Below are 21,958 nucleotides of genomic sequence, written 5' to 3'. Positions count from 1 at the left end.
CGTTAAACAAATTATCTATTTTAACCTGATTAATATAAGCGAGGGCCAAGTGGATAAACTATATCATTTAAAAAATATCGCTGTTGCTGTTTTACTGGTGTTTACCTTACAGGGCTGTAGAGATCAGCAGGTGAGGGAGATACCCGTGCGCGACTTTTTTAAAACCCCTGAAAAAAGTACATTCAAAATATCGCCTGACGGCAAATACATATCGTACCTGAAACCGTACCAAAAAAAGCAGAACCTGTTTGTACAGGACCTGGCTACGGGACAGGAGCAACGGGTAACATCGTTTACCGATTATGCCGTTCGCCGCGATTACTCGTGGACGTATAATAACCAGATCGTGTTCTCGCAGGATATGATCTCGTTCCGTCAGTTCAGGATCTGCGCGCTTGACGTGGCTACCCGGCGGGTACGCACACTGCTTTCGCAGGATAAGGCTACCATGCAGCTGATCATGACCAAAAACAAGCAGCAGCCGGATGTGATCACCATTGCCATGAACAAGCGCGATTCGGCCAATTTTGATATCTATCGCCTCAACATCCGCACCTCAGAATTAAGGGCATACGTAGTTAATCCCGGCAATGTGAGCGAATGGTTTCCTGATGCGGATGGGAAGATCCACCTGGCTAAGGTATCTGACGGGGTAGATGAAACGATTCTTTATCGCCCGTCAGATGAAGCCCCGTTTAAGCCCATCATCAAAAACAACTTTAAAAACTCGGTTGAACCGATCATGTTCACTACGCACAAAGACCTGTTCTATGCCGTATCTAACGTGAACCGCGATAAAAGCGCTTTAGTTGAAATAAACGCGCAGACGGGTAAGGAAGAAAAGGTGATCTATGCCAGCGACGCGGCCGACCTGTCGGACGTAGGGTTTTCAAAATACTCGCATAAATTGGAATCAGTATCGTGGGAAGATGCTAAAAAGCAGAGCCATTTTTTTGATAAAGGGATAGAGGGTATCTACCACGACCTGGGCGTGCAACTGAAAGGCAATAAAATAAGGATAGTAGACAGGGACAGTGCCGAGAAGAAATACATTATTAATACCTATACCGATCGCGATCCAGGCTCGTATTACCTGTATCAGCCCGATGGGAAAAAGCTGACAAAAATAGGCGAAACCAACCCCGGTCTTACACCTGATGAATTGTGCGCCATGCAGCCCGTTTCTTTTAAGGCAAGCGATGGCCTGGTAATAAACGGGTATTTAACCTTGCCGCAAACTAAAACCAAAACTAATTTGCCGGTAGTGGTAATGCCGCATGGCGGCCCATGGCGTCGTGATAGTTGGGGATATAGCAGCGAGGTGCAGTTTTTGGCAAACCGCGGCTATGCGGTGTTCCAGGTGAATTACCGCGGGTCTACCGGTTATGGTAAGGCATTTCACAGTGCCGGCTTTAAGCAGGTAGGTGGCAAAATGCAGGATGATATTACCGATGGTGTAAAATGGCTCATCAGTCAAAAAATAGCCAATCCTAAAAAGATAGCCCTTATGGGTAGCGGTTTTGGTGGTTTCTCGGCATTATATGGTATAGCCAATCATCCCGAGTTATATAACTGCGCCATTGTGCAATCAGGGCTTATCAACTTTATTAGTTATATAAAAGATGTACCGCCATTTTTAAAATCGCAGTTGAAAATGCGATATGAAATGGTTGGTAACCCCGAAACCGATGCCGATATGTTTAGGGCTATATCGCCGGTGTTTCATCCTGATAAAATTAAATTGCCACTATTAATATTCCAGGGCGGACGGGATCCGCGTACCAATATCAGCGAGTTGAAGTTGTTTGTACGCGAGTTGAAAAATCGTAAAGTGCCTGTAACTTTTGTTTATAAGGATAATGAGCGTTCCTTTTTTAACGAAGAAAGCAGGATGCAGGTGTATGCCGATATAGAGAAGTTCCTGGATAATAATATGCGGGTTAAACCGTAGGTTTGCTTGTATGCAGGTTACTCAAAACGTTTTCCGGAAGAACCTTTTTTTGATCAGCGCTTTCCTGGTCATGATATCGGTAACGCTGGTGATAGCGCTGGTAATTACTTATAACTTCACCACCAAATCCATCCAAAACGAGTTTTACTCAAAAAAGAACGATATCTGGGATCAAACCACCAAACCCTACTTTTACCTTTTTCAAAACAAGATACCCGAGATCACTTCGTATTACGGCTATCTCGATTCACTTTCGGCCGCCCGGTATGCCGATTCGGTGTTTGATGAATATCCTTTTGTGCAGCGCATTGTTTTTTATGATATAGCCATTGGCAACCGCACCGCAAAACATACCAAAGGCAAATTGGATATTGCCCCCCGCGCCGTATATCAGTATACGCAAAATGATGGGGTACTAACCGGGATGCGGAAATCGGGCCATGCCGAAGAAGAAGATTTTAAGTTAATGGCGGAAAAGCTGAGTAACTATATCTCGCAGGCTGATACTACCCGCAATGCCACCGAGGACGAAAAGTTTAAAACTTTTTATAATGTACAGCCCGACAAGATCAGCTACATGAACATACCCCGGCCGACGGAGATAAAAACCTATCGCGAGTTGCAACTAAGCGGGCAGCCATCGGCCTTTTCAAGGCAAAACATGATGACGTTCTTTCTCGATCCTTACCAACTGGAAATAAAGAACACGCATAAAGAGTTGTATCGCGATATATCGATACAACCTGTGGTTTATGACCCGGTTGACACGGGTACCGATAAGTTGTTTACCGAAGCTGCGTTCCCCGGCGCCTTTGTTAACTATAAGCTGTATTTCAAATCGGATAGTAATTACCTCATTTCCGAGATCAGGCGGAGGTTTTTGCCTACCGCTGGCATTGTGGTACTCATCTACATATTTGTACTGGTGATCGGCTGGCTGATCTATCGTAACCTGGGCATCAATATTAAACTGTTTAAGTTGCAGTACGATTTCATTAATAACTTTACCCACGAGTTTAAAACACCGGTAAGCGTAATAAAAATTGCCGGATCGAACCTGCGAAGCGAGGCCGAACTAACCGAACGACAACGCAAGCACTACGGTAAAATACTGGACGAGGAAGCCGATAAGCTGAACGAACTGATGAACAAACTGCTATCGTTTACCCAGATAGAGAACCGGTCGATCAAGATAAAATCGGAAGAGACAGATGTAGAAGCATTTGTTATAAAATATGTAGATACCTTCCGCCTGAAATATCCCGATTTGAAACTGAGTTATAAAATTGGTAAGGGCGTGAAAACCTTTTCTACCGACCCGGTGCTGCTGGGCAGTATCTTTCAGAATTTGATAGAGAACGCCTACAAATATTCGCATCCGGATAAAAAGGAAGTTTTGATAAGCATTTTGTTGGAGAAACGAAATATTGTATTTTCATTTGCTGATAAAGGCATTGGCATCCCTAAAAGTGAGATTGCTAACGTATTTAAAAAGTTTTACCGTATAGAAAATAAATATAACCAAAACGGCAGTGTGGGCCTTGGTTTGGCTTTCTGCAAAGAACTGGTTAACTTTATGGATGGACAAATTGCTGTTAAAAGCAAGGTAAACGAGGGATCGGAATTTATAGTTACGCTTCCTTATGATAATTGAAATGGAGGTGAGAGATTCAGGAATTTAGATTCAAGATACAAGAAGGTAGGGGTGTGCGTTTATCTCACATCTTTAATCTCATATCTTGAATCCGGGTTTTCATATCTCGCATCTCAAATCTAAAACAAAGCATGAACAAAGAAATAAAAATTGCACTGGTAGAAGATGATGAAAACCTTCGCTTCCTGGTAGCCGAGCGTTTGCAAACTGAAGGTTACAAGGTTTTTGAAGCCGCTAATGGTGATGAAGCCGAAAAAATGATATTGGCCGAACAGCCCGATATTGTATTACTTGACTGGATGCTCCCCGGCAAGCAGGGCAGCGAGGTTTGCAGCAATATCCGCGAGCAGGGTTTTGATAAGCTGATCATTATGACCACGGCTAAGGCGCAGGATATTGATAAAATAGACGCTTATAAGTTTGGCGTATCCGACTATATCACTAAGCCATATAACATGGATGTGCTGGTGGCGCTGATCGACAACAAGATCAAATTCTCGTTGAATAGCGAGAAGTCCGAATCGTACAAGTTTGCTAATATGGAGCATCAGCCCAATACCCACATCCTGGTAAAGGATGGCAAAAAGGTAGAGCTGACCATATTAGAGAACCGTATACTGCTGTACTTCCTGAAGAATAAAAACAAGGTGATAAACCGCGAAGAACTGATGATGGAAGTATGGGGCTACAACGCCGATGTAAATACCCGCACATTAGATATGCACATTGTACGCCTGCGCAAAAAAATTGAAGATAACCCCGATTCGCCTAAATACCTGCAAACGGTAAGGGGAATAGGGTATAAGTTTGCTTTGTAGGGCATTGTGGCTATTTAACCACAATGCACACAAAGAGAGAATACACAAAGGTCACAAAGCTATTTTCAATTCTTCTGAATTAAAAAAAGGTCACAAAACAAGCTATTATTAGCTATGCCTTTGTGGCCTTTGTGCAAACCTTCGTGCCCTTTGTGGTTAAATTGCCACTACCACGCTTTAGGGTGCTTGCTCACATATTGGTACAACTGCGTGCCACTTAGCAGGAAAGCGCCAACACCATAAACTTCTGTACTGTTAAGGTCCACACTATCGGGCGCGGCGCCAATGCGTTGTACGTAGCCCAGCATACCATCGGGGTGTACTGATGATGTTAATGCCGCCCAGGCCTTTTTAGCTACCGGCCAGTAGGTTTTCTCGTCAAGCAAGCCATGGTTCAATCCCCATAAAATACTGTAGCAGTAAAAGCCGGTGCCACTGGTTTCCTTAACCGGGTAACTTTCCGGATCAAGCAGCGAGGCATGCCAGCTGCCATCGGGTTGTTGGATGGATGCGATTTTGGCTTCCATATCTTTATACAGGGCCTCAAACTTCTTACGGTCGGGGTGATTTGCAGGCATGTTATCAAGCACACGCACCAGGCCGCCTAATACCCAGCCATTACCGCGGCTCCAGAATACCTTTTTGCCGTTCTTTTCTTTCTTTTGTAAGTAGCTGCCATCGCGAAAGTACAGGTGTTCTTCGTTGTCGTACAGGTAATCGGTGGTTTTCCACCATAGTTTGGCGGCGATGTTCAGGTATTTTGGATCGCCGGTGGCGGTGCTGAGGTAGCTCAACGCGGTTGGCCCCATAAACAAGGCATCGCACCAGGCCCACTCGCGCGATTGGATGCGGTTCTTCCACTCCAAACCTTCGTCGTGCGGTTTGGCCACAATGCTGTCGGCCAGCAGTGTGAATGGCGCGATCATCTTTTTATCCTTGTATTTGGTGTACAGCAACGAGTACATTTGGCCAATGCAATAATCATCAGCCATAAAGCGGTCTTTACCTGTATTCCAGTTCAAATCGTTTCCTATCTTCACCAAAAAATCAAGGTATTTGTCGTTCCCTTTCATGCTGCCTAAGGCATACAGACCGGTATAGGCTGCGCCGTTGGTCCAGTCTACTTTATTGTGCTTAAAGCCGGTGGTGTTCCAGGCGTTCAGTTGCCAGTCGGCCACGCGGTGCATGGTATTTAAAATATAATCCTTTTGCAGGGTCGAATCCTTCTCGGCCGCGGGCTTACCAGTGGCAAAGGCTTGCGAACCTGAAAAAAGTAACAGCGCGGCAGCTGCCAGCAATTTGTTTTTTGCAGATGTCATGTCTTTTAGTATGGTTTTGATTTGGTTAAGTTTTTAAAGATACCCAATATTTATAAACGCTAAAAAATGCCCGGTATGCAATTAATTCAACACGGTTAACTGTTTAATTGGCAAATGGGTGTAAATTAGCTTTACTGTAAATAGTACATTTAATATCTGCCAAAAATATCAAAACCAATGAGTAAGAAAATCCGCTGGGGTATACTTAGTACCGCCAAAATTGGCCGCACGCAAGTAATCCCCGCTATACAGCAATGCCAATACGCCGAAGTAACCGGCATCGCATCGGGCGATAAAAGCAAAGCCCGGCAAACCGCCGCCGATTTGGGTATCCCTAAAGTTTATAATGATTACCAAGAACTGTTATCGGCCACCGATATCGATGCGGTATATATCCCGCTGCCCAATCACTTACATGTGGATTACACCCTGCAAGCCCTTGCCGCCGGTAAACACGTATTGTGCGAAAAACCGATCGGCTTGAATGCCGCCGACGCGCAACGACTGATTGACGGCGCTGCGCAGTACCCGCATTTAAAATTGATGGAGGCTTTTATGTACCGCTTTCACCCGCAATGGGAAAAGGCAAAGGAGATCATCAACGCTGGCCTGCTGGGCGAGGTGAAGCATGTGCAGTCTATCTTCTCGTACAGCAATATGGATGGGAATAACATCCGCAACCGGGTTGATACCGGTGGTGGCGCGCTGATGGATATCGGCTGTTATTGCGTATCGTTCCCGCGATATGTGTTTAACGCTGAACCGGTGCGGGTAATGGGCCTGGTACATCTCGATCCTGAATTTAAAACGGATAGCCTTACCTCCGGCCTGCTTGATTTTGGCAACGGCCATACCGCCACGCTTACCTGCTCTACCCAGTTGGAGCCTTATCAACGGATAAACATCATCGGCAGCAAAGGCCGGTTGGAAATTGAACTGCCCTGTAATGCCCACAACGATAAACCTAACCGGATGTTTTTACAGCGTGACAGGGTGATAGAAGAAATAGAAATACCTGTTGCTAATCAGTACGCCCTGCAGGTTGACGCTTTTTCTAAAGCTATTTTGGATGATGCGCCTGTGCCTACGCCTTTGAGTGATGCTTTGGGAAATATGCGGGTGATAGACGCGTTGTTTGAAAGTGGGGAGATGGGGGAGTGGGTTAGGTTATAGAAACGATAAGTTCCCTCCCTTGGGAGGGGTGCGGCAGAATTGTGTTGTGGCAGGGAGGGGTTTATACGATAGCGAGTAATGGTTAAACCCCTCCCTCCCCCTCCCAGGGGAGGGAATCGCACGAGGCCTCGCTTTTACTGACACTACCATCAAACAAAAGAGGCGCCCATCAGGGAGGTCACTGAAAAAGTAGCTCAATAAAACGGCGCACTTAAAGCGATCAAGAGAAAGGCAACCTTTACTTGGTCGCTTTTTTATTTGAGTTTACAGGAGGAAGATTATTTGTCGTTGATGATACAGGCCAGTTAGGGTAGCGATGTGCGGCTAAGCGCTATTTTAGCTAAGACTTAGCTCATCAATTTGATGATCCTTTTCAGATTGACGGTGAAGATAGCCAAGGCGCCCTGCATCTGCATATTTTCGATTCCGTAGGCTATTGCCCGGTCATAACCATGAGCATTTTTCAACTCGCTGTTCTTGGCTTCGATCTTATACCTGTGTTTGCTGCTTTGTTTATACTCGTCAGTTTCCTGAAATGCCATTTGCTGTTGGTGCAGACCTGATTTAATGCTAACGGAATAGGTTTTGGTTTTGGCCCCAGGCTTATAGCAACCATCTCTCAATGGACATACCTTACACTTTTCAACATCAAAGTAATAAGTATCAACCTGATTCTCTCCGATATCCTTTTTACCCCCGCGCGCCTTCCGGATAGCCAGATGCCCGGCCGGGCAGACGAACCGATCAGCATCTTTATTGTAATCAAACTTATTTTCATCTTTTCTGAAGCCCTGGGTGATCGACGGGTTGAGTTTAGCCACCAGTTTGATATCTTGTTCATTTGTCATTTCAAGGTTCTCTTTCCCTGAATAAGCAGAATCCCCGATGATCGTTTTTACGTCAATGCCATTCTGCTGACTGATCTCCAAAAGCTTAGGGAGTTCCGGGCCATCGCCTTTTTCACCCGAGGTGACCACCGCTGCGGTAATGATGCGTTCTTCGGTCATCGCCAGATGGGTCTTATAGCCAAAGAAGGAGCTATCAGCCGATTTATGGCCGGTTTTAGCATCCTTGTCTTTGGATAACGTATAGTGCTCCTGCGTGTCTGCTACCGTCTCCTTCAACAGGTTCAGCTTTTCTTTTACCGCAGGTATCTGGCTTAACGGCGGGTCGGCTTCAATATACTTTTCCAATGCACTGCAATAGGCAAGTTCTTTTTCCAGTTCATCCGTGGTGTTCTTTTCCGGCATCCCTGCCTTCATATCTTCATCTATGGCATACACCGCTTTGCGAAGCCGTTTCGAGCGCTCCCTTAATACTTCTAAGGCTGAATACGGATTTGATCTTGACAGGGAATGTGTAGCATCAACTGTAATGGACTTTGACCGGATGATCCCCTTTTCAATGGCGATGGTTACCGTTTTATTGATGAGCAGGTTTAACAGATCGTTATCCTTCAGCCGAAGCTTTCTGAACTTGGTCAATGAGCTCGGATCGATAACCCCTTCCTCTGGAGACATCTCCAGAAAATATTTGAAGGACATGTCATACTGCGAACGTTCCACCACATCTACATCTGAAACCGTATAGATCGTTTTCAACAGCAGATATTTGAACATCCGTACAGGGCTTTCGGCTGTCCGCCCATTGGTTGTGCAATATTTGCTGATCAATTCCTCGTAGATAAACGTAAAATCTATCAGGTCATTGATCTTCCGCAGAAGATTATCTTTCGGAACGATCAGGTCATATAACCCTGAGTATGCACTGAACTGGATCTGCTGTTGCTGAATGAGCATCTTAGTGTCTTTCTTTTGACACTTTAATATACTAAAAAAGGAGCAGAAAACTTTCGCCTTCTGCTCCCTTTTCCCTATTGGACTTTTTCAGTGCCCTCCCCATCAGGCGCCTCTTTTGTTTAATATTGGAAACGAATTAATGTATCCCTCTGAATATCCTGCTCCACCTGATCTTGTTCAGGAACGAACCGTTGTCATCCCAGCTCATCCAGATGAACAGGGCTTTACCTACGATGTGATCTTCAGGAACAAAGCCCCAGAAGCGCGAGTCTAACGAATCGTGGCGGTTATCGCCCATCATCCAGTAATAGTTCATTTTAAAGGTATAGCTATCAGCCTTAACACCGTTAATGATGATGCCATTCTTGCCGTCAAGTTTTACGGTATTATGCTCGTAAACCTCAATGGCGCGTTTGTATAGCGGAATGCTTAGGCTATCAAGCTTAACGGTCCAGCCCTTTTTGGGGATGATCAGCGGGCCGAAATTATCCGCATTCCATTTATGGTTAATATCGCCAGGGAAAGCCTGCGGGTCGGCCATGCCTTTTTGCTGGATCAGCGGTTTAACAACCTTAATATTGCTAAAGCTTTTCAGCTTAGTGGCCGATTCCTGGGTCATGGTAGGGTTTTGGCCCTCGTAATAGTTAATGTTAAGATCTTCCAGTACGGTAGGGTTTATCTCGGTGCCATCGGTTTGCAGGGCATAATCTATCTGTTCGCCCGGAGGGTTTGGCGCGGCTTTACCGTTTACGTAAACCTGGGCGTCAACAATTGATAAAGTATCACCAGGGGCTCCCTGGCAGCGTTTAATATAGTTTTCGCGCTTATCAACCGGGCGCAACAGTGGCGAATCGGCTTCCATTGGCCAGTTGAATACTACCACGTCGCCTTTTTTTACCTCGCTTAAGCCAGGTAAACGATAGTATGGCAGTTCGATGCCATCCCAATAAGCTTTTGTACCGATAAGCGGCATGGTATGGTGCGCGAAGGGGAATGCGATAGGTGTCATCGGTGTACGCGGGCCATAGTTTACCTTACTTACAAACAAGAAGTCGCCAACCAGTAACGACCGCTCCATTGATGGCGTTGGGATGGTGTATGCTTCGATAAAGAAGGTACGGATAAGGGTAGCGGCAACCACTGCGAAAATGATAGCTTCGGTCCATTCGCGGCCTGACGATTTCTTCAGCGTTTTTTGATACTTCGTTTTAAAATCGGGCGAGGTTGATTTGCCTAAGTATTTGGTATGCTCATCAAAGCCCCATTTAGGTAAATACACAAATGGAAACAACACGCTTAGTATCTGCTCACCTAAGCCAAACTTGCCGTACGATTTTGCAAAATCAAGGTGTACGCCAATCAGCACCAGGATGTTAATGCCGGGCAGCAGTAATAATACAAACCACCAGGCGGGTTTGCCGCTTAGCTGTATCATTACAAACCAGTTGTACAGCGGTATGTAGCCCTTCCAACCGGCTTCGCCGGCTTTTTCAAATAGTTTGGCTAAGCCAACACAAGGCAGTATGTAATATAAGGCAACAAAAATTACAATTTCAACAACGTTCACGATACAGGGGTTTTTAAATATCTATAATGGTTACAGGCTAAAGTTAAACATATCTTTGGCCGAATAAAATCCTTTTTTACCTTGTACCCATTCAGCAGCCAAAACGGCGCCGAGGGCAAAGCCATTGCGGTTATGCGCGGTATGCTTAAACTCAATGCTGTCCACCTCGCTATCGTATACCACGGTATGGGTACCGGGTACATTTTCTATGCGGAAGGATTCGATCAGTAACTGATCTGCTTTGATAGTGTCTGCCAAACCTTCGGTGCCATCGGTACTCAGAATGTTCACCCATTCCTTTTTGTTATCCAGTTCATCAACAATGCCTTCGGCAATGGTAATGGCTGTGCCGCTGGGCGAATCAAGCTTTTGGGTATGATGAATTTCTTCTACCTGCACATCATAATAAGGGTAGTTGTTCATCAACTTAGCCAGCATTTTATTGATATGGAAGAATATGTTTACGCCAACGCTAAAGTTTGAAGCGTAAAGCATAGTAGTGCCATTTTGCTCGCATTCGTCTTTAAGGCGTTGCAGGTGGCCATACCAGCCTGTGGTGCCCACAATCACCGGCACTTTGGCTTTAAAGCAGGCATCGATATGATCTAATACGGTACCCGGGGTACTAAACTCGATAGCCACGTCGGCCTTTTGCAGGTTTTCGGTGGTCAGTTCGTCCTGGTTGGTAACGTCTATTTTTAAAACAATTTCGTGTTTACGGTCGGTGGCGATCTTCTCAATGATCTTGCCCATTTTTCCGTAACCTAATATAGCGATCTTCATCGTAGTGTAATGGTGACTTTTAGTGCAGGCGTAAAGGTAGTATTAAAATTTGAAGCGTAAACAGGCTGGTAGATAGTTGGTTCAACTTTAAAGCTAAAGTTGTTATCCATAGAATAGGAGTGTTGCAGCTTACCGTAAATATAGGCATCAACAATGTTTACGCCCCATACGGCAATAAAACCCAGGATACTTATTTCAAAATTGCGGAAATAGCCATCCTTGGCATTAATAATGCCTTCTTTTGAAATTGTTCCGTACCGGATATATAAATCCCGGTTGGGGTCGTTATCAAACATCGGGTCGGTATAGGGTTTGCCCTGTTGCTGAAACTTGGCCACCGCTAAAAAGTCTTTATAACTTTGGTGATTAGATACAATAGCGTATCCTAACGAACCTAAGCCCGCGTAAATGGCAGGCACTTTCCACCAGTGATGATTATATACCTGCCCCCAACCGGGTACAAAAGCCGAACGTGTCCAGGCTTTACGCGGGCTGTGGGTGCTATCAGGGTGATAAACCCTTTCCTTTTTTGCCTTAGGTACAAAGCGTTTGGCCGGGTCGGTATCCTGATTGCGGTAAACACTATCGGTTTTGCTTTTACGGGTAAGCGAATCGGCTGTTTGCGCTTTTGCGGCAAAGCAGGCAATGCCTAATAAGCTTATAATGATGAGATACTGGCGCATATTACCAAGCCTAACGTAGCAATGTTGAATTTAGTGTCATATGGTTCCGGCTACCAGTCCAGCATTTCGAGGATCCGATTCAGGTCATCTTCCGACAAAAATGGTATTTCGATACTGCCGGCGCCTTTGCTGCTTACCTTTAATTTTACGTTACTGCTAAATTTCGATGCCAGGTCGTCCTGGATCTTTTGTGCCTGGTAGGTTAGTGGCGAGTCGGCCTTTTCAACCGGTTTTTTGCCGGCGTTTTTAGCCATGTTGCGCACCATTTCTTCAACCTTACGCACCGAAAGGCCCTGCTTCAGTATCATCTGGTGGATGTAAAGCTGGTCGCTCGGGCTTTCTACCGATATCAGCGCGCGGGCATGGCCCATGCTGATACCACCATCGCGGATGGAAGCCTGTATAGCCGGTGGCAGTTTTAACAAGCGCAGGTAGTTGGTAACGGTTGTGCGGTTTTTACTTACGCGCTCGCCCAGTTCCTCCTGCTTCAGGTTGCATTCATCTATCATACGCTGAAAACTGAGCGCCGTTTCAATAGCGTTCAGGTTTTCGCGCTGGATATTTTCAATCAGCGCCATTTCCAGCATCTGCTGGTCGTTCGCTGTGCGGATATAGGCCGGGATCTGTGTTAAACCTGCAATTTTGGAGGCACGTAAGCGGCGTTCGCCCGATATCAGCTGGTATTTATGCGCGCTTAAACGCCTTACAGTAATAGGTTGTATTAATCCCTGTAATTTAATGGAGTCGGCCAGTTCGTTTAATGCCTGTGCCTCAAACTCGGTACGTGGCTGAAACGGGTTTACCTCGATCTCGTCAATCCTGATCTCGTTTACCGAACCGGCATCGTTAACCTCGGGGGCAGTAGCTACCGACCTTGTGGGGCCGGCATGGCTGTTTACCTGCGTGGAATCATCAAGCAGCGCGCTTAAACCTTTTCCTAATCCTCTTTTTCTATCTAAACTCATTTATCTTAAACGGTTGCTGTGCTGGCGGTTTCTTCGGTTGTCATTAGTCCGTTTTTGCGGATGATCTCGCGTGCCAGGTTCAAATAATTGATAGCGCCCTTGCAGTTGGCATCGTGCATAATTACCGACATGCCAAAGCTTGGCGCCTCGCTTAAGCGGGTATTGCGCTGTATAATGGTATCAAACACCAGGTCTTCAAAGTGCGAGCGTACTTCTTCAACTACCTGGTTGCTCAGGCGCAAACGTACGTCGTACATAGTTAATAAAATACCCTCGATATCAAGATTGGTATTTAAACGGTTTTGGACGATCTTAATGGTGTTTAACAATTTACCTAAACCTTCCAAAGCGAAGTACTCGCACTGTACAGGTACGATAACCGAGTTGGCCGCTGTAAGCGCGTTGATGGTAATTAAACCCAGCGACGGCGAACAATCGATAATAATAAAATCGTACTCATCGATCACCTTATCCAGCACGGCTTTCATTTTGTACTCGCGGTCGGTAAGGTTGATCATTTCTATCTCGGCACCTACCAGATCGATATGCGCGGGCAGCAGATCAAGGTTAGGTGTTTCGGTATGTTGGATAGCTACGTGCGGATCGGTTTGGTTAATAATACATTCGTAAATGCTATCCTTTATGGTACGCGGATCGTAACCGATACCCGAGGTAGAGTTAGCCTGCGGATCTGCATCCACCAACAATGTTTTATAATCGAGTACGGCAAGGCTTGCAGCAAGATTTATAGATGAAGTGGTTTTGCCAACACCGCCTTTTTGGTTAGCCAAAGCAATTATTTTACCCATTATACTTTATAAATTATAATTGATCAATGATTTTTTATAACGGAAAGCAAACACGAAAATAGCTATTTTCGTACAGTTTTTACCGGGGCTAAAGATACGAGTTTAATAATTGAAGTAATCCACAGCTTTGCCCTATTTACAAACAAATTTGAGTGTTTTTTAGGTGAAAGGCCAAAGGTAAAAGGTAAGAGGTTGATAGACATCGGCTTTTCCAATTTGACCTTTAACCCTTTACCTTTAGCCTTTCACCTCTGCAAAATATGGTTACTATCATCGCATCAACAAACCGCCCGAATAGTTCAACGCTTAAACTGGCGCAATATTACCAGCGCAGGCTGGCTTCAAAAGGTTTAGAAACTAATTTATTATCGCTGATGGATCTGCCGGAAACCCTGATCGGCACCGATCTGTACGGTAAGCGCAGCGAAGCTTTCAGGCCGATACAGGAACTGGTTACAAATACCGATAAGTTCCTTTTTGTAATACCTGAATATAACGGCAGTTTCCCCGGCGTATTAAAAACCTTTATAGACGCCTGTGATTTCCCGGCCAGTTTTTATGAGAAGAAGGCCGCCCTGGTTGGCCTGTCCTCAGGCAAGTATGGCAATATTCGCGGTATCGAACATTTTAACGGCGTTTGCGGTTATGTGCACCTGCATGTAATGCCGCTGCGTATCCATATAGCCAACATCCGCCAGGAACTGGATATGGATGGTAACCTATTTTTGGCCGATACCGTTAAATTTACCGATGAACAGATGGATAAGTTTATAGCTTATTAATACCCGGTAATTTCCTTAGCTATACGCTTCCCTATAGCCTGCACCAAACCATCATCCATTTGCCCTTTGGTGACGAACCAGTTGCTGTGATGGTCCTGCTCTAATTGCGCGGCCGGCCGCCCGCTCAGGCTTACATCGTAAAAAGGATAATTGACCACTACGCGCACGTCTATCTTTTTACCATTTGCTTCAGTTAAAAAATAAAGCGTTTGCGGTTTAGTTGCCGGGGCTTCGGCAGGGCCTGCTTTTGGGCTGTCGCTTAAGCCGGCGGGCGTATGGTCTTTACTTTTAATAAAGCGGGCTATCCGGCTTAAGTCCTGCTCGCTTAGCAGGTCGGTTACGCCATCAAAACTCCAGTCGTTGTTGGTGTTAAAGGTGAGTGTACCGATGCCTACATTTCCCTCCTTCAGATCGTACTGACCAGTGGCGTAGGTAATACCACTCATGGGGGTAACTAATATCGGATCGATGGTAATACTGCGTTGCCCGTCGGGGCTGTTTACTAAAAAGTCTATCGGCTCTGTCATAAAATTAACGGCTGTTTACGGGAATAATTAAGCAATCATCAGGCCAAAAGGGGGGGTATGATGTTGTGGATGTGTTAATTCAAACAATTTGAATTTGTAGATTTGTATAAACACGTGGTTATAGATGCCTGACTTATATATTATTGCCGGCTGCAATGGCGCAGGGAAAACCACCGCCAGCTATACGGTACTACCCGAATTGCTGAACTGCCATGAATTTGTTAATGCCGATAACATTGCCGCCGGATTATCACCCTTCAATCCCGAAGGTGTAGCGCGGGAAGCCGGGCGTATTATGCTGCAAAGGATAAACACACTATTGGATACAGGGGCCGATTTTGCTTTTGAAACAACGCTGGCTACACGTAGTTATGTATCGTTTATAAAAAGGGCGCAAGGCATGGGGTATGAAGTTACGTTGCTGTATTTTTGGTTAAGCTCGCCGGAAGCTGCGATAAAACGTGTAGCAAAGCGTGTGAGTAAGGGTGGGCATCATATTCCTGACGATGTAATTAAGCGAAGATATCATAGGGGAATTGAAAACCTGTTAAATTTATACATACCTATATGCAACAGATGGTTGGTAAATAGCAATATGGATTTTTCTGAAACCGTAGCCCATGGCTCAAAAGAATTAGGTGAAATAGTTATAAATAACGATATTTGGGATACTATCGTTAAGAAAAGTCATGATAAGTAAAGTGCCAACAGATATCAACGAGTTTGCTGTCAAGATAACGGAAAGTGTTAACAAAGCTATCCGTAAGATGGCTGAGAAGGCTGCATTAAATAATGAGGAATTAATTGTAGGTGATAATAATGGCTCATTTAAATCCATCCCTGCAAAGGAATTGCTAAAGAAACTGCCCAAATAAAATCAAATGGCCCTCAAAAAGATCAGCATCATATCCATCCCCGTAACCGACCAGCAACGCGCTAAGGAGTTTTACCTGAAAGCCGGTTTTAAACTGATTGTAGAAAATGCCATGCCCGGCCAAACGTGGATACAGTTAGGTATCCCCGGCGCCGAAACCAGCATTACCCTTGTTAATTGGTTCCCCAATATGCCGGCGGGCAGCGTGCGCGGCCTGGTGATTGATACCAATGACATCGAACAGGAAGTAAAGAACATGCAGGCTAACGGCATTGAACCCGGCCCGATTGAGAAAACACCCTGGGGCAGGTTCGCTACAGTTACCGATCCTGACGGTAACGCGTTTAGCCTGCACCAGTAAGCTCATCCTTTAAAAAGAAAATTGTCCATTTTAACTTTGGTTTAGTCCATTGAATAAATGGTTAATTTGAACTATAATTGCCTTGCAGCATGCCCATAATTTTGCGGCATAAGCACAATATTAACCATCGACCAAATTATTTCCCGGGGATATGATCAAAAAAATTACCATTGGCCTGTTGGCTATTGCCTGTTTTTTTAATGCCGAAGCACAAGCGCCAAAGCAAATTGCGGTACAAACCAATAACATCAGCCTGCTGTTAAGTGTTGGCGTTAATGGCCGCGTTTACCAAAACTATTTCGGTAAAAAGTTGCTTAACCCGGCCGATAACGCCGCGTTGGTATCCACCCGCCATGAGGCTTATATCACCGGCAGTATGGAAGATCAGTTTGAGCCGGCCATTAAAGTGACCCACTCCGACGGCAACCCATCACTGGTGCTGCAATATGTTAGCGACGCCCAAACCAAAGCCGCCGATGGCGCTACTGAGACCAGCATTGAACTGAAGGACCCGAAATACCCGGTAAGTGTGGTACTGCACTACCTGGCCTACGATAAGGAAGACGTAATAAAAGCCTGGACAGAAATTAAGAACGCCGAAAAAAGCGCGCTTACCTTAACCAGTTATGCATCAAACATGCTGCATTTTGATGCGGATAAATACTTCCTTACACAGTTTCATGGTGATTGGGCTTCCGAAGCGAAGATGCAGGAAAGCGAACTGACCAATGGCAGCAAAGTGATAGACAGTAAACTGGGCACCCGCGCCAACGAATACACCTCTCCCTTGTTTATGCTGGCACTTAATAAAAAGGCCGATGAGACCAGCGGCGAGGTGATGCTGGGCACACTGGCCTGGACAGGCAATTTCCGCTTCCAGTTTGAGGTTGACCAATTGAACAGCCTGCGGGTAATTACCGGTATTAACCCTTACGGATCTGAATATCACCTGGCGCCCGGCAAAACCTTTACCACCCCCGCGCTGGTGCTCACTTACAGCACAACAGGCAAGGGGCAGGCCAGCCGCAACCTGCATAAATGGGCACGCCAATACGGTGTGCTTGATGGCACCCAACCCCGCATGACGCTGCTGAACAACTGGGAAACCACCGGCTTTAAGTTTGATGAGCAGAAGCTGGTAACCTTGTTTGATGGCGCTAATAAATTAGGCGTTCCGCTGTTTCTGCTTGATGACGGCTGGTTTGGTAATAAGTACCCTCGTGTGAACGATAAAGCAGGCTTGGGCGATTGGGACGAGAATAAATCTATCCTGCCGCACAATATCGAATACCTGGTAAAGCAGGCCGAAGCCAAAGGTGTTAAATTTGGTATTTGGATTGAGCCCGAAATGGTGAACCCCAAAAGCGAACTGTACGAAAAGCATCCCGAATGGATATTGAAAAACCCCATGCGCGATGAGAACTATCAGCGTAACCAGTTAGTGCTCGATTTGACCAATCCCAAGGTGCAGGACTACGTGTACGGTATTCTGGATAATATGATGACCAAAAACCCAGGCATCGCCTTTATTAAATGGGACTGCAACCGTACCATGAGCAACGCCTATTCTACTTACCTGAAAGATCAGCAAAGTCACCTGTATGTGGATTATGTGCTGAGCCTTTATAAAGTGTTAGACCGCGTACGTGCCAAATATCCGCACCTGCCCATTATGCTATGCAGCGGCGGCGGCGGCCGTACCGATTACGGCGCGCTGAAGTACTTCAACGAGTTTTGGCTGAGCGATGATACCGACCCACTGGAACGTATTTATATACAGTGGGGCTATAGCAATTTCTTTCCGTCGAACACCATGGCGGCGCACATTACCTCGTGGAATAAAACGGCCAGCATTAAATATCGTACCGATGTGGCTATGATGGGACGCATGGGTTACGATATCGATGTAGATAAAATGACACCGGCTGAGTTGAAATTTAGCCACCAGGCTGTTGCCGATTATACCCGGCTAAGCCCGGTGATCTGGCAGGGCGATCTGTACCGCCTGATATCTCCTTACGATGAGAACCGTGCCGACATGATGTTTGTGAGCGAGAAAAAAGATAAAGCCGTATTTTTTAATTACTTCCTAAATAAGCGCTACAAGGAGGTAATGACCAACGTAAAACTGCAAGGCCTTGACCCGCAAAAGAAATATAAGATCACCGAAATTAACCTGATGGAAGGCACTAAAGGCACCATGCCCGACAATGGCAAAACCCTCAGCGGCGATTACCTGATGACCATCGGCCTCGGCATGCCAAGAGGCAGCACGCTACAGCAAACCAGTAACGTGCTTGAATTAACCGCCCAATAGGTAAAACATTTTCCCTGTTCATCGCATTATCATCATACCAAAACTAATGCGATGAACAGACCTATCGGGATCATACTGCTGGTTATCGGCATCCTTATGCTGATCTATACCGGCTTCACTTATACTAAAAAGGAAAAAGTAATTGATGCCGGGCCTATCCAGGTTTCGGCAGATAAGCAGCACACGGTTAACTGGCCGCCTTATGCAGGTTGTATTTTAGTTGTTGGCGGTATTGTGTTATTGCTGACGGGGAAGAAGACGAGTTAGAAGCCTTATAACCCCCCCCGGTCATTGTGCCTCGCAATGACGCGGTGGATAAGATGAAGGAGTACAGCTTACTGCTTCATTGCGCGGTCCATCTCAACCTTGGTATCGCGCTCCTTCATGGTCTCCCGCTTATCGTACAGCTTTTTACCCTGGCCCAGGCCTATTTCCAATTTGGCAAAGCCACGCTCGCTGATGAACAGGGCAAGCGGTACAATCGTAAACCCTTTTTCCTCGCCTTTGGTGGCCAGTTTTTTCAACTCCTTTTTATTGAGCAGTAGTACCCGGTCGCGCTTTTGCTCGTGGTTGTAAAACGAACCGAATGTATATTCAGAAATGTGCAGGGCACGCACGTATAATTCGCCGTTGATAAATGTGCAGAACGCATCGTTAAGGTTAGCCTTACCTTCGCGGATGGATTTGATCTCGGTACCAAGCAGTTTTATCCCGGCTACATATTTGTCGGATATGAAGTACTCGAAATAAGCCCTTTTATTCTTGATATAGATGTTTTCCTTACTCATCACATTCCTTTTGGGAGATGCAAATATGCGAAAAAAATCACACTGGATGTATATATTTACTGGCTTCAGTCGCATGCTGAAGCCGGTACGGGGTTCAATCCGTCATCCTGAGCGATAGCGAAGGATCCCCACTATACAAAGTTCGCCCTGCTGTTTGGGGATGCTTCACTACGTTCAGCATGACGGGTTTTGTTTTTGGAACGTCTACCGCTTAGGCGGCTTAACAATCAGCACAGGTATATTCACGTTATGGCGTACCTTATCTACCGTCGATCCATAGATCAGGTCTTTCAACACCTTGTGCCCGTGCGATCCCATCACCAGGAAATCAACCTCCTGTTTTTTTACAACGGTGGTAATGGCATCGGCCGGGAAGCCATAACCAATTTGCGCGGAGGCGTGATAGCCCAGGGTTTTTATTTCTTCTACGTACTTATCCAGGTTATCCACGTCACTTTGGGTCTCATGGTCCATTACTTCGGTACCATGGTAACGCGCGCCTGCGGTTTCTACTACGTGTATCAGCGTGTATTTAGCCCTTTTGCCACCCTGCATCATCGCGTGGCGGATGGTGTCTTTATCGTTCTTCGAAAAATCGATGGTGATGCCGATGTGATGATACGTAATGGGATCCATCTCGTCCAAAGCCTCAGCCAAGCCATGCGGCACATAGTTAGGCGTTTCGCGATACTTAAATATCAGCGGACGGATAAATACGTAGATAAGCAATAGCCCCACGCCAATCACCACCGGAATTATCACAGCGTACATCCATATGCTGTTAGGGCTTTCCTTCAGCCATTCGTTTACCTGGTCTACCACCAGCTTGGCATTTAACGATACGATGAGTATGGCGCTGGCCCAGGCTACTATTTTAACTTTAGTGCTGATGGCAAAATCGCCCATGCGCTTTTTATCTGATGTAAAGTGGATCAACGGTATAACGGCGAAGCCCAGTTGCAAACTTAATACCACCTGGCTTAGGATGATGAGTCCGCCAAGGCCGCTTTCGCCGTAATGTAATATCGTGAATACTGCCGGCAGGATGGCCAGCAAACGGGTCAACAGGCGGCGCATCCATGGTTCAATACGCAGATTGATATGCCCCTCCATAATAATTTGTCCGGCCAGCGTACCGGTAATGGTTGAACTTTGCCCGGAGGCGATCAGCGCTACAGCAAACAACACCGGGGCTGTTGTGCCGAAGATATGTTCCAGCAGTTTATAGGCGTCCTGGATCTCGGCCACTTCAAAATAACCGTTACGGAAAAAGGCGCTGGCGGCCAGTATCAATATCGCCGCGTTTACAAAAAAGGCCAGGTTAAGGGCGATGGTGGTATCGAATAAATTGAACTTAATGGCCGAGCGGATCCCCTCGTTAGTACGGTTGATCTTGCGGGTTTGCACCAGCGACGAGTGCAGGTACAAATTATGGGGCATCACCGTGGCGCCGATGATCCCGATGGCGATGTACAACATTTGCTGGCTTACCTTATCGCCCTTAAACAGGTTATTGGGCAAAAAGCCTTTGGCAATTTCCATTACATCGGGCTTTACAATAAACATCTCTATCAAAAACGACAGGCCGATAATAAAGATCATCGATACAATAAAGCCCTCCAGCTTGCGCATGCCCTTGTTCATCAGCCAAAGCATCAGCACGGTGTCGGTAATGGTAAGCGATACGCCCCATATCAGCGGCAGGTTGAACAGCAGTTTTAAACCGATGGCCATCCCGATGATCTCGGCCAGATCGCAGGCGATGATGGCTATTTGCGCCAGTATATATAGCCAAAAATTAACAAAGGGCGGGTAGTTATGCTTTGATGCCTGTGCCAGGTCCAATCCGCGTACAATGCCTAATCGCGCTGCAAGCGATTGCAACAGTAGGGCGATCATGTTCGAGGCGAACAGCACCCAGATCAGTTTATAGCCAAAGGCGCTGCCGCCGGCAATGTCGGTAGCCCAGTTGCCGGGATCCATATAGCCTACGCTCACTAAGTAAGCCGGGCCTATAAATGCCAGCAGGCGCTTCCAGCCGGTGGCCTTATTGGTATCAACCGTGCTGTGTACGTTTGCTAAAGATTGCGCTTGTGTATGTTTTTTGCTCATATAGCCACCAATAAGTTTTTCGCCACCTCGCGGCTGATGTTTACCTTCTTGTTGTCGATCTGTATGATCACCGAATGATCGTACGCTACTACTTCTACTACAGTTAGGCTGGTCCCCAGTGTTAGCGATGCTTTTTCGAGGTATTGCAAATACGCTGGCGAATGATCGCCAACGCCGGCTACTACGCCGCTTTGGCCAATCACCATGCCCGATACCGGTTTCAATTCCTGCCGTTTAAACTTGCCATCACGGTCGGGGATAGGGTCGCCGTGTGGATCGTACTTAGGATATTCCATAAACTTATCCAGGCGGTCAATCAACTCGGTTGATGAAATGTGTTCCAGTTCCTCGGCCATTTCGTGCACCTCGTCCCATTTAAAATCCAGCTTTTCTACCAAAAAGTATTCCCATAAGCGGTGCTTGCGGATGATGCCTAAGGCTATCTTCTCGCCTTCTTCGGTCAGGGTTACCCCCTGGTACCTGGTATAGTTAATGAGTTGCTTTTCGGCCAGCTTTTTCAGCATATCGGTAACCGACGCGGCGCGGGTATTAGTGGCCGCGGCTATTTGGTTGGTGCTGGCGCTGCCCGAATCTAACACGCAGTGGTATATGGTCTTAAGATAATTCTCCTCGGTAAAAGTATTCATTAAGGCAAATCTAATAATAAATTTAGACT

General features: G+C 46.1%; 21 protein-coding genes. 10 read left to right on the top strand and 11 right to left on the bottom strand.

Going from position 1 to position 21,958, the window contains the following annotated elements:
* The first annotated feature begins 49 nt into the window (after positions 1-49).
* The 3 genes from HQ865_RS15770 to HQ865_RS15760 all read left to right on the top strand — a co-directional run bounded on the left by HQ865_RS15770 (position 50) and on the right by HQ865_RS15760 (position 4,423).
* The gene (locus HQ865_RS15770; protein WP_173415817.1) at positions 50-1,951 is read left to right on the top strand and encodes a S9 family peptidase; all 1,902 of its coding nucleotides are present in this window, start codon (positions 50-52) and stop codon (positions 1,949-1,951) included.
* A gap of 10 nt (positions 1,952-1,961) precedes the next feature.
* Positions 1,962-3,605: a sensor histidine kinase gene (locus tag HQ865_RS15765; RefSeq protein WP_173415816.1), complete on the top strand. Its 1,644-nt coding sequence runs from the start codon at positions 1,962-1,964 to the stop codon at positions 3,603-3,605.
* A gap of 131 nt (positions 3,606-3,736) precedes the next feature.
* Positions 3,737-4,423: a response regulator transcription factor gene (locus tag HQ865_RS15760; RefSeq protein WP_173415815.1), complete on the top strand. Its 687-nt coding sequence runs from the start codon at positions 3,737-3,739 to the stop codon at positions 4,421-4,423.
* 167 nt (positions 4,424-4,590) lie between these two features.
* Here HQ865_RS15760 and HQ865_RS15755 read toward each other — a convergent pair whose 3' ends face one another.
* The gene (locus tag HQ865_RS15755; RefSeq protein WP_173415814.1) at positions 4,591-5,742 is read right to left on the bottom strand and encodes a glycoside hydrolase family 88/105 protein; all 1,152 of its coding nucleotides are present in this window, start codon (positions 5,740-5,742) and stop codon (positions 4,591-4,593) included.
* A 177-nt stretch (positions 5,743-5,919) separates the two neighbouring features.
* On the opposite strand from HQ865_RS15755, the gene HQ865_RS15750 reads away from it, so the two are divergent.
* Complete coding sequence (locus HQ865_RS15750; protein ID WP_173415813.1) at positions 5,920-6,915, top strand: Gfo/Idh/MocA family protein; 996 nt, start codon at positions 5,920-5,922, stop codon at positions 6,913-6,915.
* Positions 6,916-7,262: 347 nt separating this feature from the next.
* On the opposite strand, the gene HQ865_RS15745 is transcribed toward HQ865_RS15750, so the two are convergent.
* From HQ865_RS15745 to HQ865_RS15720, 6 genes are all read right to left on the bottom strand, one after another.
* Positions 7,263-8,714 carry an IS1182 family transposase gene (locus HQ865_RS15745; protein WP_173414268.1) on the bottom strand — a complete coding sequence of 484 codons (1,452 nt, stop codon included), beginning with the start codon at positions 8,712-8,714 and terminating at the stop codon, positions 7,263-7,265.
* 136 nt (positions 8,715-8,850) lie between these two features.
* Positions 8,851-10,281: a signal peptidase I gene (gene lepB, locus HQ865_RS15740; protein WP_237073481.1), complete on the bottom strand. Its 1,431-nt coding sequence runs from the start codon at positions 10,279-10,281 to the stop codon at positions 8,851-8,853.
* 30 nt (positions 10,282-10,311) lie between these two features.
* Positions 10,312-11,064, bottom strand: coding sequence for a 4-hydroxy-tetrahydrodipicolinate reductase (gene dapB / locus HQ865_RS15735; RefSeq protein WP_173415812.1), 753 nt, complete (start codon positions 11,062-11,064; stop codon positions 10,312-10,314).
* Positions 11,061-11,747, bottom strand: a complete 687-nt coding sequence (locus tag HQ865_RS15730; RefSeq protein ID WP_173415811.1) for a DUF5683 domain-containing protein — start codon at positions 11,745-11,747, stop codon at positions 11,061-11,063. The genes dapB and HQ865_RS15730 overlap by 4 nt, the downstream gene beginning before the upstream one ends.
* Before the next feature lie 50 nt (positions 11,748-11,797).
* Complete coding sequence (locus HQ865_RS15725) at positions 11,798-12,712, bottom strand: ParB/RepB/Spo0J family partition protein (RefSeq protein WP_173415810.1); 915 nt, start codon at positions 12,710-12,712, stop codon at positions 11,798-11,800.
* A gap of 5 nt (positions 12,713-12,717) precedes the next feature.
* Entirely contained in the window at positions 12,718-13,521 is an 804-nt protein-coding gene (locus HQ865_RS15720) for a ParA family protein (RefSeq protein ID WP_173415809.1), read from the bottom strand.
* 260 nt (positions 13,522-13,781) lie between these two features.
* On the opposite strand from HQ865_RS15720, the gene HQ865_RS15715 reads away from it, so the two are divergent.
* A complete protein-coding gene (locus HQ865_RS15715; protein WP_173415808.1) occupies positions 13,782-14,303 on the top strand; it encodes an NADPH-dependent FMN reductase in 522 nt (173 codons plus the stop codon).
* On the opposite strand, the gene HQ865_RS15710 is transcribed toward HQ865_RS15715, so the two are convergent.
* Positions 14,300-14,830, bottom strand: a complete 531-nt coding sequence (locus HQ865_RS15710; protein WP_173415807.1) for a hypothetical protein — start codon at positions 14,828-14,830, stop codon at positions 14,300-14,302. The two genes, HQ865_RS15715 and HQ865_RS15710, sit on opposite strands and share 4 nt — an antisense overlap.
* A 124-nt stretch (positions 14,831-14,954) precedes the next feature.
* On the opposite strand from HQ865_RS15710, the gene HQ865_RS15705 reads away from it, so the two are divergent.
* From HQ865_RS15705 to HQ865_RS15685, 5 genes are all read left to right on the top strand, one after another.
* A complete protein-coding gene (locus tag HQ865_RS15705; protein WP_173415806.1) occupies positions 14,955-15,530 on the top strand; it encodes a zeta toxin family protein in 576 nt (191 codons plus the stop codon).
* Positions 15,520-15,705 carry a hypothetical protein gene (locus HQ865_RS15700; RefSeq protein WP_173415805.1) on the top strand — a complete coding sequence of 62 codons (186 nt, stop codon included), beginning with the start codon at positions 15,520-15,522 and terminating at the stop codon, positions 15,703-15,705. Before HQ865_RS15705 ends, HQ865_RS15700 begins: the two co-directional genes overlap by 11 nt.
* A 6-nt stretch (positions 15,706-15,711) precedes the next feature.
* Positions 15,712-16,065: a VOC family protein gene (locus tag HQ865_RS15695; RefSeq protein WP_173415804.1), complete on the top strand. Its 354-nt coding sequence runs from the start codon at positions 15,712-15,714 to the stop codon at positions 16,063-16,065.
* 151 nt (positions 16,066-16,216) lie between these two features.
* The gene (locus tag HQ865_RS15690) at positions 16,217-18,382 is read left to right on the top strand and encodes an alpha-galactosidase (RefSeq protein WP_173415803.1); all 2,166 of its coding nucleotides are present in this window, start codon (positions 16,217-16,219) and stop codon (positions 18,380-18,382) included.
* Positions 18,383-18,433: 51 nt separating this feature from the next.
* The gene (locus tag HQ865_RS15685; protein WP_173415802.1) at positions 18,434-18,649 is read left to right on the top strand and encodes a hypothetical protein; all 216 of its coding nucleotides are present in this window, start codon (positions 18,434-18,436) and stop codon (positions 18,647-18,649) included.
* 68 nt (positions 18,650-18,717) lie between these two features.
* Here HQ865_RS15685 and smpB read toward each other — a convergent pair whose 3' ends face one another.
* From smpB to HQ865_RS15670, 3 genes are all read right to left on the bottom strand, one after another.
* Entirely contained in the window at positions 18,718-19,170 is a 453-nt protein-coding gene (gene smpB / locus HQ865_RS15680) for an SsrA-binding protein SmpB (RefSeq protein ID WP_173415801.1), read from the bottom strand.
* Positions 19,171-19,374: 204 nt separating this feature from the next.
* Positions 19,375-21,282 (bottom strand): Nramp family divalent metal transporter, encoded by a 1,908-nt coding sequence (locus HQ865_RS15675; RefSeq protein WP_173415800.1) that lies wholly within the window; start codon positions 21,280-21,282, stop codon positions 19,375-19,377.
* Positions 21,279-21,929: a metal-dependent transcriptional regulator gene (locus HQ865_RS15670; RefSeq protein ID WP_173415799.1), complete on the bottom strand. Its 651-nt coding sequence runs from the start codon at positions 21,927-21,929 to the stop codon at positions 21,279-21,281. Before HQ865_RS15670 ends, HQ865_RS15675 begins: the two co-directional genes overlap by 4 nt.
* Between the last annotated feature and the right edge of the window lie 29 nt (positions 21,930-21,958).

Source organism: Mucilaginibacter mali (genome assembly GCF_013283875.1).
GTDB lineage: Bacteria > Bacteroidota > Bacteroidia > Sphingobacteriales > Sphingobacteriaceae > Mucilaginibacter > Mucilaginibacter mali.
This window is presented reverse-complemented; position numbering and strand designations above follow the sequence as displayed.